The organism is Pseudomonas syringae, assembly GCF_001698815.1.
Lineage (GTDB): Bacteria > Pseudomonadota > Gammaproteobacteria > Pseudomonadales > Pseudomonadaceae > Aquipseudomonas > Aquipseudomonas syringae_A.
In genome coordinates this window covers 117,881-141,458 of record NZ_LGSI01000068.1, presented here as the reverse complement: position 1 = coordinate 141,458, position 23,578 = coordinate 117,881, and the positions used below count along the sequence as shown (strand labels likewise).

The following is a 23,578-nucleotide window of genomic DNA, read 5'->3' as shown; positions in this document are numbered from 1 at the left end:
GGACAGTCTCTGATTGGCAGCAATGCCGACAACGCACGTCTCCAACGGATGTCTTGCCCTTTTATCATTTTCGATAGAAATAGCTTAATAATTATCGAATTCATGTGAGCGTTAACGTTTCCGCGCCCACTAAATTAGTGTTTTCGCGTACTATCCCCTTCTGGTTATCATTTTTTAGCTCTCGTTAGGGGATTCGAGCATGCAAGTAGGCTTCAAGGCACTCGCCGATCGCTACGCTATCGCGCTTGCACAACCCCTACGTGTGGAATCGGTGATCGGTACGACACGGATGAGCCGCGAGAGCAACGGACATGTCGAGAACAAGTATCCCGCCAGCTACCAGCCGGTGGACAATTTCGCGGGGCATTTCGAGTTTGGGCTCAAGTACGAAGAAATTCACCTCGAGTTTTTCGCCCGTCTGTTTGCCGCTGTCGGCCCAGAGTCCATCGAAGCCTGGTGCCGGCAAGCGCCCTTTGGCCAATATGCCCGCCGCAGCGGATTCCTGTACGAGTGGCTAACCGGACAGCATCTGGATGTGCCGGATGTGACCAATGGCGGCTATGTCGATGCCGTTTCATCGCAGCAGTACCTGACCCGCGTCGAGCCACTGCGGATACGGCGCTGGCGCATCAACGATAATCTGCCCGGCGTGCCGGAGTTCTGCCCCCTGGTCCGCCGCACCGATACCGTACAGCAAGCGCTGCAATTTGACCTGGATGCGGCACTGCGCGAGCTGAACCAGACCTTTGGCGCCGACATATTGATACGCACGGCCAGCTGGCTGACGTTCAAGGAGTCGCGTGCGAGCTTTCTGATCGAGAAAGAGGCCGACCAGGCCGACAGGATCCAACGGTTTGCCCACGTGATCGCCAAGTACTGTGGCCATATCAAGGATCCGCTGAGCAACGATAGCCTGCACACGTTGCAAGCCGCTATTTTGGGTCATGAGTCCTTCGGGCTGGGTCTGCGGCAATCGCCGGTGTTCGTAGGACAGGCGACCATGCGCGAGGACATCGTGCACTACATCGCGCCGCAATTTGAGCAGATACCGCAACTGCTCGAGGGTCTGAAGGCATTCGAGCTGGCAACACGGGGCGCCGAGCCGCTGGCCCGGGCAGCTGCAATCGCCTTCGCCTTTGTGTATATCCACCCCATGCGGGACGGCAATGGTCGGATCCATCGCTTCCTGATCAACGACACCCTGATCCGCGATAAGGCAGTGCCTGATGGCGTGATCCTGCCGGTGTCGGCCAGCATCACCAGTTCGATCGATTTCCGGGCGCGCTACGATCGCACGCTGGAGGTGTTTTCGCGGCCATTCATGCAGCGCTACGCAGCGTCCCATCGGTTTGGCGAACTCGTCGTCTACGAGGATGGAACCTCGAGCAACCTGATTTTCGATGACTATGACGACGCGCAATTCGCATGGCGCTATCCCGATTTGACCGAACACGTCCTGTACACGGCCCAGGTCGTGGCGCATACGATCCGTACCGAGATGGCCGATGAGGCCCGTGTTCTGGTCATTTTCCAGCACGCCCAGCAGCGACTCAAAGAGGTGCTGGAAATGCCGGATCAGGACGCGAACCGCATCATTCGCTCTCTCAAGGAAAATGGCTGGCAGGTCTCCGGCAAGTTGAAGAAAACGTATCCGCAGCTGGACGACGCTCACCGGGCGGAACGTGTTGTGGAAGCTGTGCGCTCCGCATTCGAAGAACGAGAAGTGGGGAGCGGCGAAGAGTGATCTTCAACCTCACGTCTTTGTAATCGACAGACCCGCTCGCCTGTTGACCACGTATTGAGATTATTGCGTCGCGTGTGGCAGATGCCCAAGTGGGATGGCTGCCTGTGCCTTGACCGTGGCAATGGCGAAATTGCTCCGAATGTCCCTGATGCCCGGCAGCTTCAGCAGCGAGCCGAGCAGAAAACTCTCATAGGCCGACAAATCCGGCACCAGCACCTGCAAGAGAAAATCGGATTCGCCGGATACAAGGTGGCACGACACCACCTCGGGCAAAAGAACCACCGCATTGCGAAAGGCGGTCCATGCCTCGTCATGATGACGCTCCACCTTCACTCCCACGAATACGGTCAACCCCAAGCCAATGCCGGCTCGATCCACATCGGCGTGATAACCACGGATGATGCCGGCCTCCTCAAGCAGGCGAACACGGCGCAGACATGGGGACGGTGACAAGCCCACTTCTTCCGAGAGCTGCACGTTGGTCAATCGGGCATCGCGCTGAAGTGCACTGAGAATTCGCCGGTCAAGGTTATCGAGTTTCATATTGGCATAAACTCAACTATCTATGATGTTTAATAGCATGATATGCCAATAATCACCCTCGTGACGACGTACATCGCAACATGCCCCGGTCCGTCAGAAATTATAATTCCGGCTTACTCATTTAATGGCGGACGGCTTGCAGGCATGGCGAATCTCGGAATGTTCATTGGCGCATTGTTCGTCGTTTTTCTCGTACCAGGGCCTGACATGGTGTTGTTGCTGCAGACCTCCAGCACCCAAGGACGCGGACAAGCAATAGCTACCGCAATAGGTTTGGGGCTGGCGCGCGCTGCCCACGTCACATTGGCGGCGGCAGGTCTTGCAACACTCCTCAACACGGTGCCCTGGGCTTTTGAGGTGGTCAGAATGGTCGGTGTGGCGTATCTGGTCTGGCTGGGAATCAAGCTGGCGCGGGCCTCATCCCTCGCACCGCAACTCTCCACGGCAGCAACCGACGCATCATCGATGGCCTACCTTGCCGCCATGAGGCGCGGTTTGTTGACCAACATCACCAATCCTAAGGCGCTGCTATTCTGTTCGGTGTTGCTGCCGCAGTTCGTGCAGGCCGACGCTGGCAGCGTGCCCAGCCAATTCCTGTTGCTTGGCGTGGTATTGGTGGTGATCGGGCTGCTGTTCGATTTCATTTATGCGATGGCGGGCGTCGCCTTGGGCTACTGGATAGAACGGCATCCGATGATGCAGACTGTGCAGCGCTGGACATTCGCAGCAATGCTTATCGCGTTCGGAGCCCGCCTGGCCCTGGCTGGCAGACCCCAGTAACCGTCTGACTGATTTTTTAGCCGGGTGATCCTGCTGTCAGCCGGTTACTTTGATAGTCTTCGATTGTTACCGGATGGAGGATGGTCAATATCATTCCGAATGATATTCACCTTTGCTTCATTCGATTCGTGCAATAACACCCCTCAGAACAGAATCCGCCCATCTCAATACTATCGGCGGATTCTCCAATGGCTCAGACATTCAATCATTTGCGCTACCCCCTCGCCGCCTTGGCCCTGGTGGTGATCAGCGCCTGCGGTCGGGCGCCTGAGGCGACGATGGCTCCGGCAGCTGCCAAAGTCAGCGTCGCCAAGGTGCTGGAGCAACCGATCAATGAATGGGACGAGTTCACCGGACGCCTCGAAGCGCCGGAAACTGTGGAAATCCGCCCACGGGTCTCCGGCCAGATAGATTCCGTTGCCTTCACCGATGGCGCCCTGGTCAAGAAAGGCGATCTGCTGTTTCAGATCGATCCCCGCCCGTTCCAGTCTGAGGTTCGCCGCCTCGAAGCCCAGCTTCAGCAAGTTCGCGCTACCGCAACCCGCACTGATAACGAAGCCCAACGCGGCGAGCGTCTGCGCACCAACAACGCAATTTCTGCCGAACTGGCCGAGTCGCGCACTACCAGCGCCCAGGAAGCACGGGCCGGCGTGGCAGCGATCCAGGCCCAACTTGATCTGGCCCGTTTGAATCTGAGCTTTACCCGGGTGACCTCCCCAATCAGCGGCCGCGTCAGCCGTGCAGAAATCACCGCAGGCAACATCGTGACTGCCGATGTCACTGCGTTGACCAGCGTCGTATCGACTGACAAGGTTTACGCCTATTTCGATGCCGACGAGCGCGTGTTCCTCAAGTACACCGACCTGGCACGCAAGGGCCAACGCGGCCAGACCACTCCGGTCTATCTGGGGCTGTCCAACGAGACAGGCAATCCCCACGAAGGCCAGATGAACTTCGTCGACAATCAGGTCAACCCGAAAACCGGCACCATTCGCGGTCGGGCAGTCTTTGATAACGCCGACGGCAGCTATACCCCAGGCTTGTATGCGCGGCTCAAGCTGGTCGGCAGCGGCACGTATTCAGCGGTGCTGATCAACGACGAGGCCGTCGGTACCGATCTGGGCAAGAAATTTGTCCTGGTGATGGACAAGGACAACAAACCGGCTTATCGCCCGGTTGAACTGGGGCCGAAGGTCGAAGGCTTGCGCATCGTGCGCAACGGCCTGAATAAAGACGACACCATTGTCGTCAAAGGCCTGCAGCGCGTACGTCCCGGTCAACCTGTGGACCCGGAAGTCACGCAGATGGCCAGTGCTGAAACCCTCGCCGCTCTTCTCAAACAACGCCAAGCCCTCGAAGCCAGCAATCTGCCGCAAGTGACGCCGCCTAAAGTGGCCGTCAAAGTCGCCAGCACTGCTACGCCACGCGGTTAAGGGACTATATAGATGAATTTCTCGCAATTTTTTATCTCGCGACCCATCTTCGCGGCAGTACTGTCGTTGATGATTCTGATCGCTGGCGCCATCTCGCTGTTCCAGTTGCCCATCAGCGAATACCCCGAAGTCGTGCCGCCCACTGTTGTGGTGCGCGCCAACTTCCCGGGTGCCAACCCGAAAGTCATCGGTGAAACCGTCGCAGCACCGCTTGAGCAAGCCATTACCGGTGTCGAAAACATGTTGTACATGTCTTCGCAATCCACCGCTGACGGCAAGATCACCCTGACGATCACCTTCGCGCTGGGCACTGATCTGGACAACGCCCAGGTGCAGGTGCAAAACCGTGTGACCCGGACCGAGCCGAAACTTCCCGAAGAAGTAACGCGCATCGGTATCACGGTGGACAAGGCTTCGCCGGATCTGACGATGGTGGTCCACTTGACCTCGCCAGACAAACGCTACGACATGCTCTACCTGTCCAACTACGCCATCCTTAATATCAAGGATGAGTTGGCGCGTCTTGGCGGCGTAGGTGATGTGCAGCTGTTCGGCATGGGCGATTACTCGTTGCGGGTCTGGCTGGATCCGAACAAGACCGCTTCGCGCAATATCACCGCCACCGACGTCGTCAACGCGATTCGCGAGCAAAACCGTCAGGTAGCCGCCGGCCAGCTGGGTGCTCCGCCCTCGCCGTCTGCGACCAGCTTCCAGATGTCGATCAACACCCAGGGCCGTCTGGTCAGTGAAGAGGAATTCGAGAACATCGTGATCCGCGCTGGCGCGGATGGCGAAATCACTCGCCTGCGTGATGTTGCCCGGATCGAGTTGGGTTCCAACCAGTACGCCTTGCGTTCGCTGCTGGATAATCAGCCCGCCGTGGCCATTCCGATTTTCCAACGCCCTGGCTCCAACGCCATCGACATCTCCAACGGTGTTCGCGCCAAAATGGCCGAACTGAAGAAGGGCTTCCCGGAGGGCATGGATTACGCCATCGCCTATGACCCCACTGTCTTTGTTCGAGGCTCTATCGAAGCGGTAATTCATACGCTGTTTGAGGCACTGATCCTGGTGGTTCTGGTAGTCATTCTGTTCCTGCAGACCTGGCGGGCGTCAATCATCCCCTTGGTTGCGGTACCGGTTTCCCTGATCGGCACCTTTGCTGTGATGCACCTTTTTGGCTTCTCGCTGAATGCGTTGTCGCTGTTCGGCCTGGTACTGGCCATCGGGATCGTGGTCGATGACGCCATCGTGGTGGTGGAAAACGTCGAGCGAAATATCGAACTGGGGCACAACCCCGTCGAAGCGACCAAGCGCGCCATGCGTGAAGTCACCGGGCCAATCATTGCCACCGCGCTGGTACTCTGTGCGGTATTTGTGCCAGCAGCCTTTATTTCCGGGTTGACGGGGCAGTTCTATAAGCAGTTTGCGTTGACAATCGCGATTTCGACCGTGATCTCGGCGTTCAACTCACTGACGTTGTCACCGGCATTGTCGGCAGTGCTGCTCAAGGCTCACGACGCCCCCAAAGACCGCTTTTCAAAATTCCTCGATCGAATCCTTGGCGGATGGCTGTTCAAGCCTTTTAACCGAGTATTTGAACGGGCCAGCAAGAGCTACGTAGGCGTCGTCGGGCGCGTGATCCGTGGCAGTGGTATCGCGCTGATCCTCTACGCAGGATTGATGGTGCTGACCTATTTTGGTTTTGCTACCACGCCAACCGGTTTCGTGCCGCCGCAGGACAAGCAATATCTGGTGGCCTTCGCGCAACTCCCAGATGCCGCAAGCCTTGACCGCACTGAAGATGTCATCAAGCGCATGTCGGATATCGCCCTGAAACAGGACGGTGTTGAGAGCGCGATTGCGTTCCCTGGTCTTTCGATCAACGGCTTCACCAACAGCCCGAACGCAGGCATCGTGTTTGTGACGCTGAAACCGTTCGACCAACGCAAGGACGCCAGCCAGTCCGCCGGCGCAATTGCCGGGGCGCTGAATGGCAAGTACGGCGCCATTCAGGACGCGTACATGGCGATCTTCCCGCCGCCGCCGGTACAAGGTCTGGGCACCATCGGCGGGTTCCGTCTGCAGATCGAAGACCGGGGCAACCTGGGGTACGACGAGCTGTACAAAGAAACCATGAACGTGATCACCAAGAGCCACAACGTTCCTGAGTTGGCCGCGTTGTTCACCAGTTACACCGTCAACGTGCCACAGGTCGATGCGGCAATCGATCGCGAAAAAGCCAAGACCCACGGGGTTGCCATCAGCGACATCTTCGACACCCTGCAGGTTTACCTGGGTTCGCTGTATGCCAACGACTTCAACCGCTTCGGTCGGACCTATCAGGTCAACGTTCAGGCAGAACAACAGTTCCGTCAGGATGCCGATCAGATTGGTCAGCTGAAGGTCCGCAACAACGTCGGCGAGATGGTCCCGCTGGCAACCTTCATCAATGTCACCGATACCGCAGGCCCGGACCGGGTCATGCACTACAACGGTTTCATCACTGCGGAAATCAACGGCGCGGCAGCACCGGGCTACAGCTCGGGCCAGGCTCAGGCAGCCATGGAAAAACTGCTCAAGGATGAATTGCCCAACGGCATGACCTACGAATGGACCGAGATTACCTATCAGCAAATCCTCTCCGGTAACACGGCGCTGTTGGTGTTCCCGCTCTGTGTACTGCTGGCGTTCCTGGTCCTGGCGGCTCAATACGAAAGCTGGAGCCTGCCGCTGGCGGTGATCCTGATCGTGCCAATGACGCTGTTGTCGGCCATTACCGGGGTGATTCTGACCGGCAGCGACAACAACATCTTTACCCAGATCGGACTGATCGTACTGGTGGGGCTTGCCTGTAAGAACGCGATTCTGATCGTCGAGTTCGCCAAGGACAAACAAAGCGAAGGCATGACACCACTGGCTGCGGTGCTCGAAGCTTGCCGCCTGCGGTTACGCCCGATTCTGATGACCTCCTTCGCGTTCATCATGGGCGTTGTGCCGCTGGTGTTCTCCAGCGGCGCCGGTGCTGAAATGCGCCACGCCATGGGTGTAGCGGTGTTCTCCGGGATGTTGGGTGTGACCTTCTTCGGCTTGCTGCTGACGCCAGTGTTTTATGTGCTGATCCGCAACTTTGTTGAACGTAAAGAAACCCGCAAGGCTGACAAGGCTCTGAAGCTGGAGACGCATCAATGAGCGTAAAACTGTTTCTACCGAGCCTGCTGGTTCTGGCCCTGGCCGCCTGTGCTGTCGGACCGGACTACAAAACGCCCGACACGGCCCCGGCCAAAGTCGCGGCGGCCGCTCAGGGCAATTATGATCGCAGCCGTCTGGATGCCATCTGGTGGCAGCAATTCGATGACCCGACCCTGAATAAACTGGTGGCTCAGTCGCTCAACGGTAACCGCGAACTGCGCGTGGCCTTCGCCCGACTCAAGGCCGCCCGCGCCATCCGCGACGACGTCAGCAACGATGCGATGCCGGTCATTACCAGCCGGGTCAGCAGTGACCAGGCCAAAGGGCAACAACCGGGCATCACCGAGCAGCGCGTGCACAGCGAACGTTATGACCTGGGTCTGGACATGGCCTGGGAGATCGACTTGTTCGGGCGCATCCAGCGTCAACTGGAAGCCAGCAACGCCGATCAGGACGCCGCCGAAGCCAACTTGTACGACCTGCAAGTCACTCTGACTGCCGAAGTGGTCGATGCCTACGGCCAGTTGCGCGGCGCACAGCTTCGCGAACGCATTGCCCGTGACAACCTCAAGAATCAACAGGATTCCCGAGGTGTAACAGCGCAACTGCGTGATGCAGGCGTGGGCAACGAGCTGGACGTGGTGCGTGCCGATGCGCGACTGGCGGCGGTGGAAGCTTCAGTGCCGCAACTGCAGGCCGAGCAGGTCCGGCAGCGTAACCGGATCGCCACCTTGTTGGGTGAGCGGCCGGAAACCCTCAGCGTCGACTTGAGCCCGTCGAAGCTGCCAGCCATTTCCAAACAGCTGGCTATCGGTGATCCAACCCAGGTGCTGCGTCATCGCCCCGATGTCTGGGCCGCCGAACGGCAGCTGGCCTCCTCGACCGCACGAATCGGCGTGGAAACCGCTGATCTGTTTCCGAGAGTCAGCCTCAGCGGCTTCCTTGGCTTCACCGCCGGACGCGGCTCGCAGATTGGTTCTTCGGCAGCCAAGGCTTGGGCTTTAGGGCCGAGCATTACCTGGGCTGCGTTCGATCTGGGCAGCGTGCGGGCTCGCATTCGCGGTGCCGATGCAGATGCCGAAGGCGCACTGGCCAACTACGAGCAACAAGTGCTGCTGGCGCTGGAGGAATCGGAAAACGCTTTCAGCGACTACGACAAACGCCAGCAACGCTTGCTGTCGATCATTCGCCAAAGCGAGTCGAGTCGCGCGGCGGCGAATCTGGCCTCGGTTCAATACCGGGAAGGCACCGCAGACTTCCTCGTCTTGCTCGATGCAGAGCGCGAGCGTCTGGCGGCTGAAGACTCCCAGGCCCAGGCCGAAATCGACTTGTACCGTGGCATTGTCGCGATTTACAAGGCAATGGGCGGCGGTTGGCAACCTCGGGCCTGACTCACCGTCAGGTAGCTGAATAGCTGGATGTGAAAGCCCCGCGACTGTCCGGTCGCGGGGCTTTTTTATGCCATGCCGTTTGACAGTCGGCCATCACTCCCCGAAGCTGCAACCCGACATGACTCGGATACCGGTATGCCCAAATCGCCTTTACCAGGTTCTTCCTCTCAGGTAACTGCTCGACGTCTCTGGCTGAAAAGAGGCGCACTTGCCCTTCTGCCGATCCTGCTGATTCTCGGATTTTTCGTCTGGCGCAGCTCGCCGTCGACCAACGTCTCGGCCCCGCTGGGTCATACCTATGCCGAGGCCCTCGAACAGGCGCATAACGGCAAGCCAGGCGCCGCTCGCGTGCTCTATCAGCAACTGGCACGAACCGACCTGTCGGATATCCGACGCGCCAGTCTGTTGGCCGAACTGGGCAATTACCCCAGTCCCAATGCCCTGAAACTGGTGGATGCCGACCTGCACAACGACTCACCGCTGGTGCGCCAGGCGGCTGTATCAGTGGTCACGACGATGGTTTCACCCAACCAGCGCAGCCTGTTGCTTGGTCCTTTGCTGGATGATCCGGAGCCAGCGGTAAAGTTCAGCGCAATCCGCGCCTTGCTCGGGCTTTCTCCTGATGATCTGGGGCTGTATTACGCAGCGCTGGAAAAAAGCGCCGAAGACTATGCGGTTACTTTGAAAACCGAGCCACCCAGCGTTACCAATCAACTGCAACTGGCACGACTGACCATGCATCAGGGCCAACCGGCTCAAGCCTTGGCCAGCGTGCAGCTAGCGTTGACCCTTGAACCGGACAATCTGGACGCCGCCTTGACGCAGATCGAGCTGGTGGACAAACAAGGGCAGACCGACAAGGCGCGGCAATTGTTCAGGCAGCTTCTGGAGCGGCATCCGCAGTCGGCGCGACTGCAGCATGCGTTGGGAATGTGGCTGCTGCAGCACGATCAGACCGAATTCGCGCTATTGGGGCTGGCGAAGGCTTTGGAGCTGGAGCCGGAAAACAACGATTATCGTTATGACCTGGCGGTTGCCCTTCATGATCTGGACCAATTGGAGGCCGCGCAAAAACAGTTGATCGAAATTCTCAAGCGTCAGCCAGGAAACCGACGCGCACGGGTATTGCTGATCAATTACTGGAAAGAGAACGGGCAATTACAGATGGTCCAGGTGCTTTTGGCCGAGCTGGAGCAGCAGAATCCGGACGATCCAGTCTTGCAGCAGGGCTTGTAACGCTGCGCAAATCAGATCGGGGTTGACCTCTCGATCTTTTCCCGGCGGGCTCTAATATCAGAAATTACTTACGTCTCGCTTCACGCAATAACACAAGGCCGGGTAAAAACCGGCAACTCCTCATCAGTCGTTCTTATACTTAATTATCCCCAGACTATTTTCTAACTGAAAAAAAACGTGCATGATTTACACGCAGCCGATGCAACTACCCTCTCTTCGGGACGGGACTGACAGCCAGCTTTATGTTCATCAAGGCACTGTGCACCTGGTCCCAGGGTAATGCGTCTCGCGAGCGAACCAGCCAACCGCTTTTTTCTGGATGCGTTGTTGGCCGGTTACAGCCACTACACTGTCGGAGTATGTTATTTGTCTAGACTTGCCGAGTTTCGAGCAGCAGAAAAAGCCCTTCAAGAGCAGCTGGCACAGCTGGAATCCTTGAAGAACGATGCCGGACTAAAAAAGGAGATTGAATTCGAGCAGAAACTCCAGGGCTTGATGAGCAGCTATGACAAGGGCCTGCGTGACATCATCGCAATCCTCGACCCTAGAGGCTCTTCCGCCCAGGCCGCCCCTGCCGGGCCCAAGCGCCGCCGGGCCCGAGTGATCAAGGTTTATCAAAACCCTCACACGGGCGAACTGATCGAGACCAAAGGTGGAAATCATCGCGGTCTGAAGTCCTGGAAAGAACAATACGGTATTGATACCGTCGATTCATGGCTTCGCGCTTGAGCGAAACCATTGAATATAAAAAGCCCTGCTCTGCAGGGCTTTTTTATTGACGTCAATGAATAGTGCCGAATACATCGGCGGTATCGAGTACAGCAGGCAGCGCCAGTGAGCGTTCAATTTCGTTCAATACCGTTTCATTATGTTAGAACTATCGTATTAGTCCCTTGGCATGTCTGACTCTATTTAGCGGTGATTACCGAGCGCGAAATTCCGCTTCGAAAATTTTTAAATATCGGTTCGTTATGAGCGGCGGCCTGATAGAAATCCAAGATATAAAAAAATGAAAATCGTCAGTTGCTTCGTTCTAATCTGTCAGAAACTTCTGATTTTTAAGCGTCCCCCCATCCGAATTTTGAACGAATGGTTCACGAATTTTTCACACCCGGTATCTCAGGATAGAGGCTGCTAAAGGATTAGCGCCCCAATGCCCGCTTCGGCGGGCTTCTTTTTGCCTGAAATTTGTCCCAGTCGCGCCTACTGACTGCCACCGAGGCGCACGCCATCGCGAATCCGCCGGGCTTCTTCCTTGGTCGCCGCATAACCGTCAGCGGAACCCGCGTAGGAAAGCGACCAGGCCATGTTCTTGCTGGCTGCGGCTACCAACGTTTGAGTCATTACGTGCACCCCGTTCTGGGTAATCGTGCAAGTCGTTTCCAGCGCAGGTATCTGGCTCAAGGTGCCCTGCCGGGTTCGGGTACAAACGCTTTGAAATCCGCTTCGGGCAAACATCACCTGGATCGCCTTGCGCATCTCCAGCAGCACACCCTCGACATTGACCTGATGCCCCGCGACCAGAGCCGATTGGGTCAGCTCCATGACCATCATCGGATTACCCGCCTGATCGTTCTTGACCGCTCGCTGTCTTAACTGCGCAGCGGGTTTGCCGGTGGCGTCTGCTTCGGGAGGCATGGATTCAATCTGCCACCCTTCAGGCCAGGTGATCATGGCATCGTCCGCCTGAACGAAGCCTGAAGCACATAACAGGAGAAGGCCTGCAATCGATACGTGGGAGAACCGGCTGAGCATGACGGACGCTTTCCTGAAGGCATAAGCAGGAAAGTCTGACGCGCAACGCCTTCATGAACAAGAGCAATGCCAGTACATCCATCGGAGCATTTGGCATTTCAGCGGCATGCCCCGTATCATTTGACCCAATTTGAACACTCAACCGGAGCTATTCATGAGCCTGCAAGACCTCAATACTTTTCCCGGCGTGACAGCGCAACCGGAAGCTGCGACCCAACAGTTCGTGTTCAATCACACTATGCTGCGCGTGAAAGACATTACCGCCTCGCTGGATTTCTATACCCGCGTGCTGGGCTTCAGCCTGGTGGAGAAACGCGATTTCGCAGAAGCCGAATTCAGCCTGTATTTCCTTGCACTGGTCGACAAGGCGCAGATCCCGGCTGACGCTGCGGCGCGCACACTGTGGATGAAATCGATCCCCGGCATCCTGGAACTGACCCACAACCATGGCACGGAAAACGATCCGGCGTTCGCCTACCACAATGGCAATACCGATCCTCGCGGTTTCGGCCACATCTGCATCTCGGTGCCAGACGTTCACGTTGCCTGCGCACGCTTCGAAACCCTGGGTGTGGACTTCCAGAAACGCCTGGCTGACGGCCGCATGAACAGCCTCGCTTTTATCAAGGATCCGGATGGCTATTGGGTAGAGATCATCCAGCCAGCGCCGCTGTGATGCGCTGAAATGACAAAAGGCCCCATGATTGCTCATGAGGCCTTTTTTTTGCCTTGCCGATGAGTATCAGGCTGGCGCGGACGTGCGGATCAAGTGATCGAAGGCGCTAAGCGATGCCTTGGCACCCTCGCCCAAAGCAATGATGATCTGCTTGTAAGGCGTGGTGGTCACGTCGCCAGCAGCGAAGATCCCTGGGATCGACGTCTCGCCGCGAGAGTCGACAACGATTTCGCCCCGTGGTGACAGCTCGATGGTGCCCTTGAGCCAATCGGTATTGGGCAGCAGACCGATCTGCACGAAGATGCCCTCAAGCGCTACCGCCACTTCTTCGCCATTCAAGCGGTTCTTGTAGCGCAGGCCGTTGACCTTCAGCTCATCGCCCGTCACTTCTGAGGTCTGCGCGTTGGTGATGACCGTCACGTTCGGCAGGCTGTGCAATTTGCGTTGCAGAACAGCATCGGCGCGCAGTTGCACATCGAATTCCAGCAGTGTGACGTGGCTGACGATACCGGCCAGGTCGATTGCCGCTTCCACGCCGGAGTTACCGCCGCCGATCACCGCAACGCGCTTGCCTTTGAACAGCGGACCGTCGCAGTGCGGGCAATAAGCTACGCCCTTGTTGCGGTATTGCTGCTCGCCAGGAACATTCATTTCTCTCCAGCGTGCACCAGTCGCCAGAATCACGGTCTTGGTCTTGAGGCTGGCGCCACCGGCAAATTTCACTTCATGCAATGCGCCGTCCGTGCCGGGAATCAGCTGTTCGGCGCGTTGCAGGTTCATGATGTCGACTTCGTACTGCTTGACGTGCTCTTCAAGGGCTACGGCCAGTTTCGGGCCTTCGGTGTGTTGTACCGAAATGAAGTTTTCGATGGCCATGGTATCCAACACCTGACCGCCGAAACGCTCTGCCGCGACACCAGTACGAATGCCTTTGCGGGCTGCATAAACGGCTGCAGCCGAACCTGCCGGGCCACCGCCGACCACCAGCACGTCAAAGGCTTCCTTGGCGTTGAGTTTGGCCGCCTGACGATCACCGGCACCGGTGTCGATCTTGGCGAGAATTTCTTCCAGGCCCATGCGGCCCTGGCCGAACAGCTCACCGTTCAGATAGATGCTAGGCACCGACATGACGTGCCGGTCGGTCACTTCATCCTGAAACAGCGCACCGTCGATGGCCACGTGATGCACGTTCGGGTTGAGTACGGCCAGCAGGTTCAGCGCCTGGACGACGTCCGGGCAGTTCTGGCAAGACTGGGAGAAATAAGTTTCAAACCTGAACTCGCCTTGCAGCGAGCGAGCCTGTTCGATGGCTTCGGCACTGGCCTTGGACGGATAACCGCCGACTTGCAGCAGCGCCAGCACCAGCGAGGTAAATTCGTGGCCCATCGGAATGCCGGCGAAACGCAGGCTGATGTCTTTCCCCGGGCTGTTGAGCGAGAACGACGGAGTGCGCACGTCGGTGCCGCTGTCATTCAGGGTGATGTCTTTCGAAACGCTGATCACGTCGTTGAGCAGTGCCAGCATTTCCTGGGATTTCGCGCCGTCATCAAGGGACGCGACGATCTCGATCGGTTGTGTGACCCGTTCCAGGTACGACTTCAACTGGGCTTTAAGATTGGCGTCCAACATGCGGGCGATTTCCATTTTAAGAGGGTAGAAAAAACAACGCCCAGGCGATGGTCGCCCGGGCGTTTTTTAGGGGCGATGCGGTTTACGTGCTCAAGAGCTCAAAGCCCCCAGCCGAATCATCGACTTAGATCTTGCCAACCAGGTCCAGGGACGGAGCCAGAGTAGCTTCGCCTTCTTTCCATTTGGCTGGGCAAACTTCGCCTGGGTGGGCAGCAACGTATTGAGCGGCTTTGACTTTGCGCAGCAGCTCAGTAGCGTCACGGCCAACACCGCCGTCGTTCAGCTCAACGATCTTGATCTGGCCTTCTGGGTTGATCACGAAGGTGCCACGGTCAGCAAGACCTGCTTCTTCGATCAGAACGTCGAAGTTACGCGACAGCAGGTGAGTCGGGTCGCCGATCAGTGGGTACTGGATCTTGCCAATGGCTGGCGAGGTGTTGTGCCATGCAGCGTGTGCGAAATGGGTGTCGGTGGACACGCCGTAGATTTCGACGCCCAGTTTCTTGAACTCGGCGTAGTTGTCAGCCAGGTCTTCCAGTTCGGTCGGGCATACAAAAGTGAAGTCGGCTGGGTAGAAGAACACGACAGACCACTTGCCTTTAAAGTCAGCTTCAGAGACGTCGACGAACGCGCCGTTCTGGAATGCAGTGGCTTTGAACGGTTTTACTTGGCTGTTGATGATAGGCATCGGTGAATCTCCTGATGGGTTTTGAATTCGATGACGTGGAGCTTACGCACAATCGTCGGCATGGGCTCATTGGCAAAGCTCATGCTCCTGATTGCTTTTCACTATAAGAGATCTTTATTAATAGACGAAATTTGCATGAGATTTTCTTCCCGGCTGGCGAACGGTGTGGCCTCGAGATAGCGCATGGCCGATTTCATGTCCTTCCAGCCGACATAGCTCATCAGCGACTTGAGGTCCCAGCCATTGTGATGAGCCCAGGTTGCAAAACCACGACGCAGGGAATGACTGGTGTACAACTCGGCCGCGACGCCTGCTCGTTCCAGCGCCTGACGCAACAAAGGAATGATGCTGTTGGCGTGCAGCGGCTCTTCGCTGAGGTTGCCCCAGCGATCGATCCCGCGAAACACCGGGCCGCGCACTAGCGCAGAACAGTTGATCCATTCCACGTACGCCTGCACCGGGCAGAGACGCCGCAAAGCCGGTGTCTGGTAGCGCTTGCCCAGATTGTCTCGATCGCCTTTGCTGCGGGCCAGATACAGGGTGATGCCCGAACCCGCTGTCGCCTGCACATCCTGAATCTGTACGCGACACAGCTCATCGCTGCGAAACCCCCGCCAGAACCCCAGCAAAATCAGCGCGCTGTCTCGTCGGCAGCGCAATAGCCGTGGACGATCACCCTCTGCCGTTGCTTGCGCGGCTTCATGCTCAAGCCAAAGCGCGACTTGCTCCAGATGTTGCAACTGCAGCGGTTCCGCCTGTTTTTCCTGAGCCGGGTGCAATGCGCGAATGCCCTTGAGCACTTTGCGAACAACCGGCGCTTTCGTCGGGTCCGGGAAGCCTTGGCTGCTATGCCACTGAGCCAAAGCCGAGAGCCGCAGTTTCAACGTATTGACTGACAACGAACCGGCATAGGTGGCGAGATAACGAGCCACGGCCTCGCTGGTGGCAGGCAGGAAACCGCCCCACGTCGCTTCAAAATGCTCGATGGACGCTCGATAGCTGCGTCGGGTGTTGTCCCGGGTCGCGGCTTCAATATAGCGATCGATGTCGCTCATGGCGGCTCCCTTGCGTACTGGTTTCAAGCGTATTAACGGCCAATTAGCTGCTGACATGGGATAATACGCCATTATCCCGTGTAGTATTAATCCTTGTTATCAAATTTAAAGTCCGTGAGTTAGTATGTAATTACAGAGTACATACCACAGTACATAATCGTAGGAGGCAACATGGCTCGCGGCGGTGTAAACAAGGCAACAGTGCAGACGGCGCGCCTGGCGCTTATCGCCCGAGGCGAGCATCCCAGCATCGATGCAGTACGCGTGGAGATGGGCAATACCGGCTCGAAAACCACGATCCATCGCTATTTAAGGGAGCTGGATGAAACCGATTTGCGCCGTGGCGCGCCCCAGGAAACGATTGGCGATGAGCTGACCGAGCTGGTCGCCCGCCTCGCACAGCGCCTGCAGGAACAGGCCCAGGAACGTATCGATCAGGCGCAGACGGCCTTCGATACACAGCAACGTACGTTGCAAGAGGAGCTGAATAGCACCAGGAAAGAGCTGAATGATGCGAGTCAGCGTTGCGCCGATCAGACTCAAATCATTGATCAGCATACTGCTGCGCTGCTCGACACTCGCCAGCAGTTACAGAGCCAGCAAACCGAGAATGCGCGGCTTCAGCAAGCCAGCCAGGACATGGCGACGCGTCTTGAAGACAAGGATGGACAAATCCGCTCGCTGGAAGAAAAGCACCTGCATGCCCGCGATGCCCTTGAGCATTACCGCAATTCGGTGAAGGAACAGCGCGACCAGGAGCAGCGGCGCCACGAAGGTCAGGTGCAGCAAGTCCAGATGGAGTTGCGCCAGGCCCAGCAAAGCGCGCTGGTGCGACAGGAGGAAATTACTCAGCTCAATCGCGCCAACGAGCGGCTGCTCACTGAAAGCCGCAGCACATCCCGCGAACTGGACACGCATAAGGATCAACTGGCCAGACTGACCATCCAGGCCAACAGCGCAGTAGAGCAACTGCAACAAGCGCAGACCCAGCGGGCGCTGCTGGAAGAGCGACTGCACAACAGTCATGAGGAAGTTGGAGAACTGAAACAACGCCTGACCGATCAGGAGCAACAGAGCCGGGTGCTGGAGTTGATTCTGATCAAAACCGAGCTGGCGCTGGATAATCTGCGCAAGGATCTGGCATCACCTGAAGAAGAAGCCCCGCCGCCGGCTCAGGCGTGAACCGGCATGCGCCCTTCGATCATTTTCCGAATCCGCAGTGCAAGCTCATCGACACTAAACGGCTTGGCCAACATGTCCATCCCTGAGTCGAGGAAGTCACTGCGGTTCTCAGCGCTGGGCGCGTAGCCGGTAATGAACAGCACTTGCAATGCCGGACGCTGCTGTCGAGCAATCTCCGCAAGCTGTCGGCCATTCATGCCAGGCAAGCCTACATCGGTGATCAGCAGATCAATACGCTCGGCGCCCTGCAACAGGGGTAACGCCACCTTGGCATCACTGGCCTCAAGGGTTGAGTAACCCAGCTCGCGCAACACATCGATCACCAGCATCCTGACTGCATCTTCGTCTTCAACGACCAGTACGCGCTCGCCCTCGACAGCTCGGGGCGAATGGGCGGCACCCGCCTCCGCCACATCCCGCACAGCTTCCTTGAACCGGCATGGCAGATAAAGATCGATGCGCGTACCCCGCCCTTCAACGCTGTCGATTTGAACGTGGCCGCCGGCTTGTTTGATAAAGCCATAAACCATGGACAAGCCCAGGCCGGTGCCCTGCCCAATGGGTTTGGTGGTGAAGAAGGGATCAAAAGCGCGTTCGATAACGTCTGCGGACATCCCGCAGCCAGTGTCTTCAATACTGAGTTGCACATACTCGCCAGGACTGACCACGCCCTGCGGAGCGCGAATGTCGACGTTGCGACTGCGCACGATCAATTGACCGCCTTCGGGCATCGCATCCCTGGCGTTGATGACCAGATTCAGAAGTGCATTTTCCAACTGATGCTCATCGGTATGCGTTTGCCGCAGGTCGTGGTCCAGGTCGATGCACAACTCGATGCTTTCACCCGTGGTGCGGCGCAACAATTCTTCCATGGACGTCACCATGTGGTTGACGTCTACGTTGCGGTTGTTGAGTGATTGGCGGCGTGCGAAGGCCAGTAGCCGGTGAGTCAACGCGGCGGCGCGATTGGCGGAAGTTACTGCGACCTGAATATAACGGTCGATTTCACCGACACGTCCAGCCGCTATTCGGCGCTGGATCAGGTCCAGAGCGCCCAATACGCCGGTGAGCATATTGTTGAAATCATGGGCGATCCCGCCAGTCAATTGGCCGATGGCATCCATTTTCTGCGCGTGCCGCAACGCTTCCTGGGCCTGCTCGCGCTCGGCCATCTCTCTTTGCAACAGTTCGTTGATGGTGGCCAGTTCGCGAGTCCGCTCGGCGACCCGGCGCTCGAGACTTTCATTGAGCTCGCGTAAAGCCTCTTCGGCACTCACCTGAGCGGTGATGTCGGTATTGGTCCCCAGCCAGTGGGTGATATGACCTTGCTCATCACGCATGGGCAATGCGCGGGACAGAAACCAGCTGTAAGTGCCATCTTTGCCCAGCAGCGGAAATGTGTCTTCCCAGATCGAGCCGGTAGCAAAGCAATGCGCCGACCGGGTTGTGACTCGCTCCACGTGATCAGGATGATGCACCGACCGCCAACCCAGAGCCTGCATGGCTTCAAGGGATGAGCCGGTGTAGGTATACCAGCGCTCGTTGTACCAATAGACATTGCCCGCCGAATCAGCAGTCCAGGCCAGCTGACTCATGTTGTCAGCCAGCATACGGAATTGTCGTTCGCTTTCACGCAACGCATCTATCTTGCGCATAGAGTCTTCGTCTTGCTCGGCAGGGTGCAGTGGTAGTACTGCCCAAGGGTGATTTCTGCTCAATGGCCGGGTCCTTCCACAAATATAGGGTGTTCCCGAGTTTCATCCTGAATCTCGGGTTAGCGCGTGTTCGCGTTAATCAGGCTTGCTTGGGGGAGACCGGAGTACGCATCGTCACAAACTCTTCAGCCAGTGTCGGATGTACGCCGATGGTGTCGTCGAAAATGCGCTTGGTCGCGCCAGCCTTCAGCGCGATTGCCAGACTCTGGACAATTTCACCGGCATCCGGACCGACCATATGGCATCCCAGAACCTTGTCGGTAGTGGCATCGACCACCAGTTTCATCAGGGTGCGCTCTTGATTGTCGGTCAGGGTCAGCTTCATCGGCCGGAAGCGGCTTTCGAAGATCTGCACTTCGTGACCGGCCTTGCGCGCCTCTTCCTCGGTGAGACCAACCGTACCGATGTTCGGCAGGCTGAATACCGCGGTCGGAATGTGCGAGTAATCCACTGGACGATACTGATCAGGTTGAAACAGGCGCCGCGCCACGGCCATGCCTTCAGCCAGTGCAACCGGCGTGAGCTGCACACGACCGATCACATCGCCAATCGCCAGGATTGAGGGCTCGCAGGTCTGATAGTTCTCGTCTACATCAACAAAGCCGTCTTTGTTGAGCTTGACGTCTACTGTTTCCAGGCCAAGGTTGTCGAGCATCGGCCGGCGCCCGGTGGCATAGAACACGCAATCGGTGCTCAAGGAACTGCCATCTTCAAGATGCGCCTGCAGAGTGCCATCGGCCAGTTTTTCGATACGCTCGATATTCGAGTTGAAACGAACCTTCATGCCGCGCTTGGTCAGCTCTTCATGCAAGTGCGTACGCACGCTGCCATCGAAGCCTCGCAGGAACAGCTCGCCGCGATACATCAGCGTGGTGTCGGCGCCCAGGCCATGGAAAATCGAAGCGAATTCCACCGCAATGTAACCACCACCGACAACGACGATGCGCTTGGGCAATTCTTTTAGAAAGAAGGCTTCGTTGGAGTTGATCGCGTGCTCACGGCCTGGAATGTCGGGCATTTGCGGCCAGCCGCCGGTGGCGATGAGGATATGTTCGGCGCTGTAGGTCTGACCGTTGATCAACACCTGGTTCGGCCCGGTCAGCTGTGCGTGGCCTTCAAGTAGCGTTACGCCGCTGTTGACCAGCAGATTGCGATAGATGCCGTTGAGGTGATGGATTTGCTTGTCTTTATTGGCGATCAGTGTGGACCAGTTGAAACCCGGTTCGCCACTGGTCCAGCCAAAGCTCTTGGCTTGCTCGAAGTCTTCCGCGTAATGGGCGCCATAAACCAGAAATTTCTTGGGTACGCAGCCAACATTGACACAGGTACCTCCCAGATAACGGCTTTCGGCAACCGCCACGCGGGCACCAAATCCTGCAGCAAATCGGCCAGCACGTACGCCGCCGGAGCCAGCGCCAATTACAAAGAGGTCGAAATCGTAAGCCATGTGAGTCTCCTGAACAGAACGACAGCATAACCGCTTAGCGCTCAGTCAGAAACGACAAAGCCACCCGAAGGTGGCTTTGTCCTACAAGAAAGTCTGAAAGAATCTCAGAGCTTTAGCTGCCTTTCTTGTAGAAATGCTCGAAGCAGAAGTTGGTTGCTTCGATGTAACCTTCAGCGCCGCCGCAGTCGAAGCGAGTGCCTTTGAACTTGTAAGCCAGCACGTTGCCTTCAGCCGCCTGTTTCATCAGGGCGTCGGTGATCTGGATTTCACCGCCTTTGCCCGGCTCTGTCGCCTCGATTTTTTCGAAGATGTCCGGCGTCAGAATGTAACGACCAATGATCGCCAGGTTGGACGGCGCATCTTCTGGTTTCGGCTTTTCAACCATGTCCGTCACGCGGAACAGACCTGGCTTGATTTCTTCACCGGCAATAACACCGTATTTCTGGGTTTCGCTCGGATCAACTTCCTGAATGGCAACGATTGAGCAGCCATAGTGCTTGTGCAGCTTGACCATCTGGGCCAGTACACCCTCGCCGTCGAGGTTTACACACAAGTCATCGGCCAGAACCACGGCGAAGGCTTCGTTACCGATCAGCGGGCGACCGCTGAGGATCGCGTGACCCAGACCTTTCATTTCGGTCTGACGGGTGTAGGAAAAGCTGCACTCGTCGATCAGGCGGCGAATACCGACCAGGTATTTTTCCTTGTCGGTGCCTTTGATTTGATTTTCCAGCTCATAGCTGATGTCGAAATGGTCTTCGAGAGCGCGTTTGCCACGACCAGTGACGATGGAGATTTCATTCAGACCTGCATCAAGTGCTTCTTCCACGCCATATTGGATCAGTGGCTTGTTGACCACCGGCAGCATTTCCTTGGGCATGGCTTTGGTCGCTGGCAAAAAGCGAGTGCCGTAACCGGCTGCTGGGAACAAGCATTTTTTGATCATAAGAGTCCTTGATAAGGGCTGTGGGTGTTTGCGGCGCAGTCTAATCAGGCGGAGGTCACCTTACAATGCCCCGCCACTGGCCGTCCGATGCCATGGTAGAGGAATCCCTGAGCAGATAGTTCCGCAAAATCATAGATATTGCGACCATCGAACAGCACCAGCATACGCATCAAACCACGTATCCGGGCTAAATCTGGCTGGCGAAACTGCTTCAAATCGGTGACCAGAACAACTGCATCTGCGCCTTCTACACAGCTGTACAACGATTCGTGCAAGCGTAGCTGAAGCGTCTGGATTGCGCGGGAATATTGCGCTGCTAAGGTCGCAGGGTCCGGACCATCACGTCGAGCCTCGGCCTTCACAACGTGAACCCGTTGCGACCCTGTGACGCGGGGGCGACAGCTAGATGGCAGGCGCTTTATCATGCGCGGCTTGAACACTACTGAACGAGGCAGTTTCGATGTCGGACGTAAAAAGCGTAAACGGGTATCTGATCAAAAAACTTGAAGATGGCCAATGGTGGGTAACCGCCGCCGACGGCGAGTCAATTGCCGGACCATTCGCCACTGAGAGTGCAGCCATCGAAGTGGCTGCGGTCTTGCAGGATCAACCCAAGGCGGCACGTCGTCGGTCCAGCACCAAGCCTTGATCGCGCCTTGATCGTAAGGTTGCCCGAATGATGTCGGAACGATGGCATATTCGCTGTGTCGAACCTGCGAACCGCAACTTTTCCCAATTAGCCTTACCATGAAGCGCAAAAAAACATGATCAGACTTTTGTCCGTTATTGCTGTACTGGGCCTTGCTGGCTGTGCGACTGCATCTAACACCTACATGAAAAACGGTAAGCAAGGCCTGAGCATTGATTGCTCGGGCGAAGCCATGTCATGGGCCAGCTGTTACGAGAAGGCTGACGCCTCCTGTGCCGGCACAGGTTACGAGATTGTCGGGACCGACGGCACGCCGCAGCCCAAAGAAGCTGACAAGACGCTGGGGGTGGACGTAGGCAATTTCAAAAGCCGCAGTGTGCTGGTGGTTTGCAAATAGCCGTTTCTCCAGCCCCGCAACGTAGTGTCATTCCTGGTGAAGGCCGCTGTTCAGCGGCCAGAACGAATCAACCGGAAATACAGGCAGTGGCCGCGCGCTGTACATCTTTAGGCCGCAGCGGCAAATTCGACAAGCGTTCGTAGACCTTGATGGAGCTGCCGCCGGAGCGCGTTTCGATATCCAGAATGGCGGCCGGGTCTTTGTTGAGTTTCTGCGCAACGATCACCCTTAAACCATCGTGATGCGGCTCAATGGTCGGCGGCTTACGACTGTCGGCAATTTTTTTGACGAAACACTCGGCATATTCCTGCGGATTTTTGCCAGACATCACGTTCATCGTGGCCGGTGTGTGTTCGATGTCCGCGACGGTGGCGCAACCGGTCATCGCGAGAGCCAAAATGACAACACCCAATTTCATACAATCCTCCCAAATAAAAGTGCTACGACAAGCGTGGGGGCGATTAAATCCCGGTTAGGGCACTTTTAGCCAGAAACACTGCAATAAAGTTTCAATCGCCGGGTAATGCCGGGGCTCACCGTGCTATCGTTTTGGTTTTTCGAAAAAAGCCTTATCGTCGGAGACATTCATGAAATTCGTACACCAGCGCGAGCACCTCAACGAAGACGACCTGGTCGTTATCGAGTGCTCCCAGCTCTGCAATATTCGCCTAATGAACGATTCAAACTTCCGCAGCTTCAAGAACGGAGGCCGCCACACCTATCATGGCGGTGCTTTCGACAAATTCCCGGCCAAGATCGCTGCGCCCAGCACTGGCTTCTGGAATATCACTATTGATACTGCCGGTCGCAAGCTGGACACCAATGGCGGGCGTAAAAGCACGTTCACGCACTCGATCAAAATCGTCCGTCGTTCGACCACACGACTGAGCTGATCACAGCTTTCATCAAGGAGATCTCTTGAATACGCCTGCGACACCGACTACCAAGTTCGCCATCAGCTACAAACTCAACGGCGAGCGCCGCTTCGAATTTGCTCAACTGAGTTCAGCCTCGGTTGACGAAGCGCGTGCGGCACTGGAAAAAATGCACGATCAGAGCGGCGACACCATCTCTGATGTCAAAGTCAGCAAAGCTTTGTAAGCCCTGCCCGTCTGCACAC

22 protein-coding genes and 1 pseudogene are annotated in these 23,578 nt (G+C 56.9%); 13 read left to right on the top strand and 10 right to left on the bottom strand.

Annotation, left to right across the window (positions count from 1 at the left end):
- The first annotated feature begins 199 nt into the window (after positions 1–199).
- Entirely contained in the window at positions 200–1,744 is a 1,545-nt protein-coding gene (locus AFK24_RS24205) for a Fic family protein (protein ID WP_065835634.1), read from the top strand.
- A 60-nt stretch (positions 1,745–1,804) separates the two neighbouring features.
- Here the strand turns inward: AFK24_RS24205 and AFK24_RS24200 are convergent, their stop codons facing one another.
- Positions 1,805–2,287 (bottom strand): Lrp/AsnC family transcriptional regulator, encoded by a 483-nt coding sequence (locus tag AFK24_RS24200; protein WP_065835633.1) that lies wholly within the window; start codon positions 2,285–2,287, stop codon positions 1,805–1,807.
- 144 nt (positions 2,288–2,431) lie between these two features.
- Here AFK24_RS24200 and AFK24_RS24195 point away from each other — a divergent pair, with 144 nt between their 5' ends.
- From AFK24_RS24195 to AFK24_RS24170, 6 genes are all read left to right on the top strand, one after another.
- A complete protein-coding gene (locus AFK24_RS24195; RefSeq protein WP_065835632.1) occupies positions 2,432–3,067 on the top strand; it encodes a LysE family translocator in 636 nt (211 codons plus the stop codon).
- A 188-nt stretch (positions 3,068–3,255) separates the two neighbouring features.
- The gene (mexE, locus tag AFK24_RS24190) at positions 3,256–4,500 is read left to right on the top strand and encodes a multidrug efflux RND transporter periplasmic adaptor subunit MexE (RefSeq protein WP_065835631.1); all 1,245 of its coding nucleotides are present in this window, start codon (positions 3,256–3,258) and stop codon (positions 4,498–4,500) included.
- A 12-nt stretch (positions 4,501–4,512) separates the two neighbouring features.
- On the top strand, positions 4,513–7,692 hold the full coding sequence (locus AFK24_RS24185; RefSeq protein ID WP_065835630.1) for an efflux RND transporter permease subunit: 3,180 nt from the start codon (positions 4,513–4,515) through the stop codon (positions 7,690–7,692).
- Positions 7,689–9,083: an efflux transporter outer membrane subunit gene (locus AFK24_RS24180; RefSeq protein WP_065835629.1), complete on the top strand. Its 1,395-nt coding sequence runs from the start codon at positions 7,689–7,691 to the stop codon at positions 9,081–9,083. Before AFK24_RS24185 ends, AFK24_RS24180 begins: the two co-directional genes overlap by 4 nt.
- A 135-nt stretch (positions 9,084–9,218) precedes the next feature.
- Positions 9,219–10,319 carry a tetratricopeptide repeat protein gene (locus AFK24_RS24175; RefSeq protein WP_065835628.1) on the top strand — a complete coding sequence of 367 codons (1,101 nt, stop codon included), beginning with the start codon at positions 9,219–9,221 and terminating at the stop codon, positions 10,317–10,319.
- 366 nt (positions 10,320–10,685) lie between these two features.
- A complete protein-coding gene (locus tag AFK24_RS24170) occupies positions 10,686–11,048 on the top strand; it encodes a histone-like nucleoid-structuring protein, MvaT/MvaU family (protein ID WP_044901731.1) in 363 nt (120 codons plus the stop codon).
- Between the two features lie 474 nt (positions 11,049–11,522).
- Here AFK24_RS24170 and AFK24_RS24165 read toward each other — a convergent pair whose 3' ends face one another.
- Positions 11,523–12,074 carry a DUF4946 domain-containing protein gene (locus tag AFK24_RS24165; protein WP_065835627.1) on the bottom strand — a complete coding sequence of 184 codons (552 nt, stop codon included), beginning with the start codon at positions 12,072–12,074 and terminating at the stop codon, positions 11,523–11,525.
- A 154-nt stretch (positions 12,075–12,228) separates the two neighbouring features.
- On the opposite strand from AFK24_RS24165, the gene gloA reads away from it, so the two are divergent.
- Positions 12,229–12,750 (top strand): lactoylglutathione lyase, encoded by a 522-nt coding sequence (gene gloA, locus AFK24_RS24160; RefSeq protein ID WP_065835626.1) that lies wholly within the window; start codon positions 12,229–12,231, stop codon positions 12,748–12,750.
- Between the two features lie 66 nt (positions 12,751–12,816).
- Here gloA and ahpF read toward each other — a convergent pair whose 3' ends face one another.
- From ahpF to AFK24_RS24145, 3 genes are all read right to left on the bottom strand, one after another.
- Positions 12,817–14,379, bottom strand: a complete 1,563-nt coding sequence (gene ahpF, locus AFK24_RS24155) for an alkyl hydroperoxide reductase subunit F (RefSeq protein ID WP_065835625.1) — start codon at positions 14,377–14,379, stop codon at positions 12,817–12,819.
- 124 nt (positions 14,380–14,503) lie between these two features.
- On the bottom strand, positions 14,504–15,067 hold the full coding sequence (gene ahpC, locus AFK24_RS24150; protein WP_020293898.1) for an alkyl hydroperoxide reductase subunit C: 564 nt from the start codon (positions 15,065–15,067) through the stop codon (positions 14,504–14,506).
- Between the two features lie 101 nt (positions 15,068–15,168).
- Entirely contained in the window at positions 15,169–16,122 is a 954-nt protein-coding gene (locus tag AFK24_RS24145; protein ID WP_065835624.1) for a site-specific integrase, read from the bottom strand.
- A gap of 171 nt (positions 16,123–16,293) precedes the next feature.
- Here AFK24_RS24145 and AFK24_RS24140 point away from each other — a divergent pair, with 171 nt between their 5' ends.
- The gene (locus tag AFK24_RS24140) at positions 16,294–17,304 is read left to right on the top strand and encodes a DNA-binding protein (protein WP_065835623.1); all 1,011 of its coding nucleotides are present in this window, start codon (positions 16,294–16,296) and stop codon (positions 17,302–17,304) included.
- Here the strand turns inward: AFK24_RS24140 and AFK24_RS24135 are convergent.
- The 4 genes and pseudogenes from AFK24_RS24135 to AFK24_RS30185 all read right to left on the bottom strand — a co-directional run.
- A pseudogene (locus tag AFK24_RS24135) lies at positions 17,295–18,968 on the bottom strand (ATP-binding protein); the annotation flags it as partial. The gene AFK24_RS24140 and the pseudogene AFK24_RS24135 overlap by 10 nt on opposite strands.
- A gap of 130 nt (positions 18,969–19,098) precedes the next feature.
- Positions 19,099–20,466, bottom strand: a complete 1,368-nt coding sequence (gene gorA, locus AFK24_RS24130) for a glutathione-disulfide reductase (protein ID WP_065835621.1) — start codon at positions 20,464–20,466, stop codon at positions 19,099–19,101.
- A gap of 112 nt (positions 20,467–20,578) precedes the next feature.
- Positions 20,579–21,412 carry a UTP--glucose-1-phosphate uridylyltransferase GalU gene (galU, locus tag AFK24_RS24125; RefSeq protein WP_020293893.1) on the bottom strand — a complete coding sequence of 278 codons (834 nt, stop codon included), beginning with the start codon at positions 21,410–21,412 and terminating at the stop codon, positions 20,579–20,581.
- A gap of 44 nt (positions 21,413–21,456) precedes the next feature.
- Positions 21,457–21,774 (bottom strand): UDP binding domain-containing protein, encoded by a 318-nt coding sequence (locus tag AFK24_RS30185; protein WP_240500437.1) that lies wholly within the window; start codon positions 21,772–21,774, stop codon positions 21,457–21,459.
- 98 nt (positions 21,775–21,872) lie between these two features.
- Between AFK24_RS30185 and AFK24_RS24120 the strand changes: the two genes are divergently transcribed.
- A complete protein-coding gene (locus tag AFK24_RS24120; protein WP_065835620.1) occupies positions 21,873–22,061 on the top strand; it encodes a hypothetical protein in 189 nt (62 codons plus the stop codon).
- Positions 22,062–22,176: 115 nt separating this feature from the next.
- Positions 22,177–22,458 carry a hypothetical protein gene (locus tag AFK24_RS24115; protein WP_044901730.1) on the top strand — a complete coding sequence of 94 codons (282 nt, stop codon included), beginning with the start codon at positions 22,177–22,179 and terminating at the stop codon, positions 22,456–22,458.
- A gap of 67 nt (positions 22,459–22,525) precedes the next feature.
- Here the strand turns inward: AFK24_RS24115 and AFK24_RS24110 are convergent, their stop codons facing one another.
- Positions 22,526–22,876, bottom strand: a complete 351-nt coding sequence (locus tag AFK24_RS24110) for a hypothetical protein (RefSeq protein ID WP_065835619.1) — start codon at positions 22,874–22,876, stop codon at positions 22,526–22,528.
- Positions 22,877–23,045: 169 nt separating this feature from the next.
- On the opposite strand from AFK24_RS24110, the gene AFK24_RS24105 reads away from it, so the two are divergent.
- Positions 23,046–23,351, top strand: coding sequence for a DUF1883 domain-containing protein (locus AFK24_RS24105; protein ID WP_065835618.1), 306 nt, complete (start codon positions 23,046–23,048; stop codon positions 23,349–23,351).
- 25 nt (positions 23,352–23,376) lie between these two features.
- Positions 23,377–23,559, top strand: coding sequence for a hypothetical protein (locus AFK24_RS24100; RefSeq protein WP_065835617.1), 183 nt, complete (start codon positions 23,377–23,379; stop codon positions 23,557–23,559).
- The last annotated feature ends 19 nt before the right edge of the window (positions 23,560–23,578 follow it).

What these genes read in the sequence shown, in the direction of transcription:
- AFK24_RS24140 (WP_065835623.1), top strand. Translation starts at nt 16,294, where the DNA reads ATGGCTCGCGGCGGTGTAAACAAGGCAACAGTGCAGACGGCGCGCCTG.
- gloA (WP_065835626.1), top strand. Translation starts at nt 12,229, where the DNA reads ATGAGCCTGCAAGACCTCAATACTTTTCCCGGCGTGACAGCGCAACCG.
- mexE (WP_065835631.1), top strand. Translation starts at nt 3,256, where the DNA reads ATGGCTCAGACATTCAATCATTTGCGCTACCCCCTCGCCGCCTTGGCC.
- AFK24_RS24115 (WP_044901730.1), top strand. Translation starts at nt 22,177, where the DNA reads ATGATCAGACTTTTGTCCGTTATTGCTGTACTGGGCCTTGCTGGCTGT.
- gorA (WP_065835621.1), bottom strand. Translation starts at nt 20,466, where the DNA reads ATGGCTTACGATTTCGACCTCTTTGTAATTGGCGCTGGCTCCGGCGGC.
- AFK24_RS24145 (WP_065835624.1), bottom strand. Translation starts at nt 16,122, where the DNA reads ATGAGCGACATCGATCGCTATATTGAAGCCGCGACCCGGGACAACACC.
- AFK24_RS24175 (WP_065835628.1), top strand. Translation starts at nt 9,219, where the DNA reads ATGCCCAAATCGCCTTTACCAGGTTCTTCCTCTCAGGTAACTGCTCGA.
- AFK24_RS24120 (WP_065835620.1), top strand. Translation starts at nt 21,873, where the DNA reads ATGTCGGACGTAAAAAGCGTAAACGGGTATCTGATCAAAAAACTTGAA.
- AFK24_RS24105 (WP_065835618.1), top strand. Translation starts at nt 23,046, where the DNA reads ATGAAATTCGTACACCAGCGCGAGCACCTCAACGAAGACGACCTGGTC.
- AFK24_RS24165 (WP_065835627.1), bottom strand. Translation starts at nt 12,074, where the DNA reads ATGCTCAGCCGGTTCTCCCACGTATCGATTGCAGGCCTTCTCCTGTTA.
- AFK24_RS24110 (WP_065835619.1), bottom strand. Translation starts at nt 22,876, where the DNA reads ATGAAATTGGGTGTTGTCATTTTGGCTCTCGCGATGACCGGTTGCGCC.
- AFK24_RS24200 (WP_065835633.1), bottom strand. Translation starts at nt 2,287, where the DNA reads ATGAAACTCGATAACCTTGACCGGCGAATTCTCAGTGCACTTCAGCGC.
- AFK24_RS24180 (WP_065835629.1), top strand. Translation starts at nt 7,689, where the DNA reads ATGAGCGTAAAACTGTTTCTACCGAGCCTGCTGGTTCTGGCCCTGGCC.
- AFK24_RS24195 (WP_065835632.1), top strand. Translation starts at nt 2,432, where the DNA reads ATGGCGAATCTCGGAATGTTCATTGGCGCATTGTTCGTCGTTTTTCTC.
- AFK24_RS24185 (WP_065835630.1), top strand. Translation starts at nt 4,513, where the DNA reads ATGAATTTCTCGCAATTTTTTATCTCGCGACCCATCTTCGCGGCAGTA.
- galU (WP_020293893.1), bottom strand. Translation starts at nt 21,412, where the DNA reads ATGATCAAAAAATGCTTGTTCCCAGCAGCCGGTTACGGCACTCGCTTT.
- ahpF (WP_065835625.1), bottom strand. Translation starts at nt 14,379, where the DNA reads ATGTTGGACGCCAATCTTAAAGCCCAGTTGAAGTCGTACCTGGAACGG.
- ahpC (WP_020293898.1), bottom strand. Translation starts at nt 15,067, where the DNA reads ATGCCTATCATCAACAGCCAAGTAAAACCGTTCAAAGCCACTGCATTC.
- AFK24_RS24205 (WP_065835634.1), top strand. Translation starts at nt 200, where the DNA reads ATGCAAGTAGGCTTCAAGGCACTCGCCGATCGCTACGCTATCGCGCTT.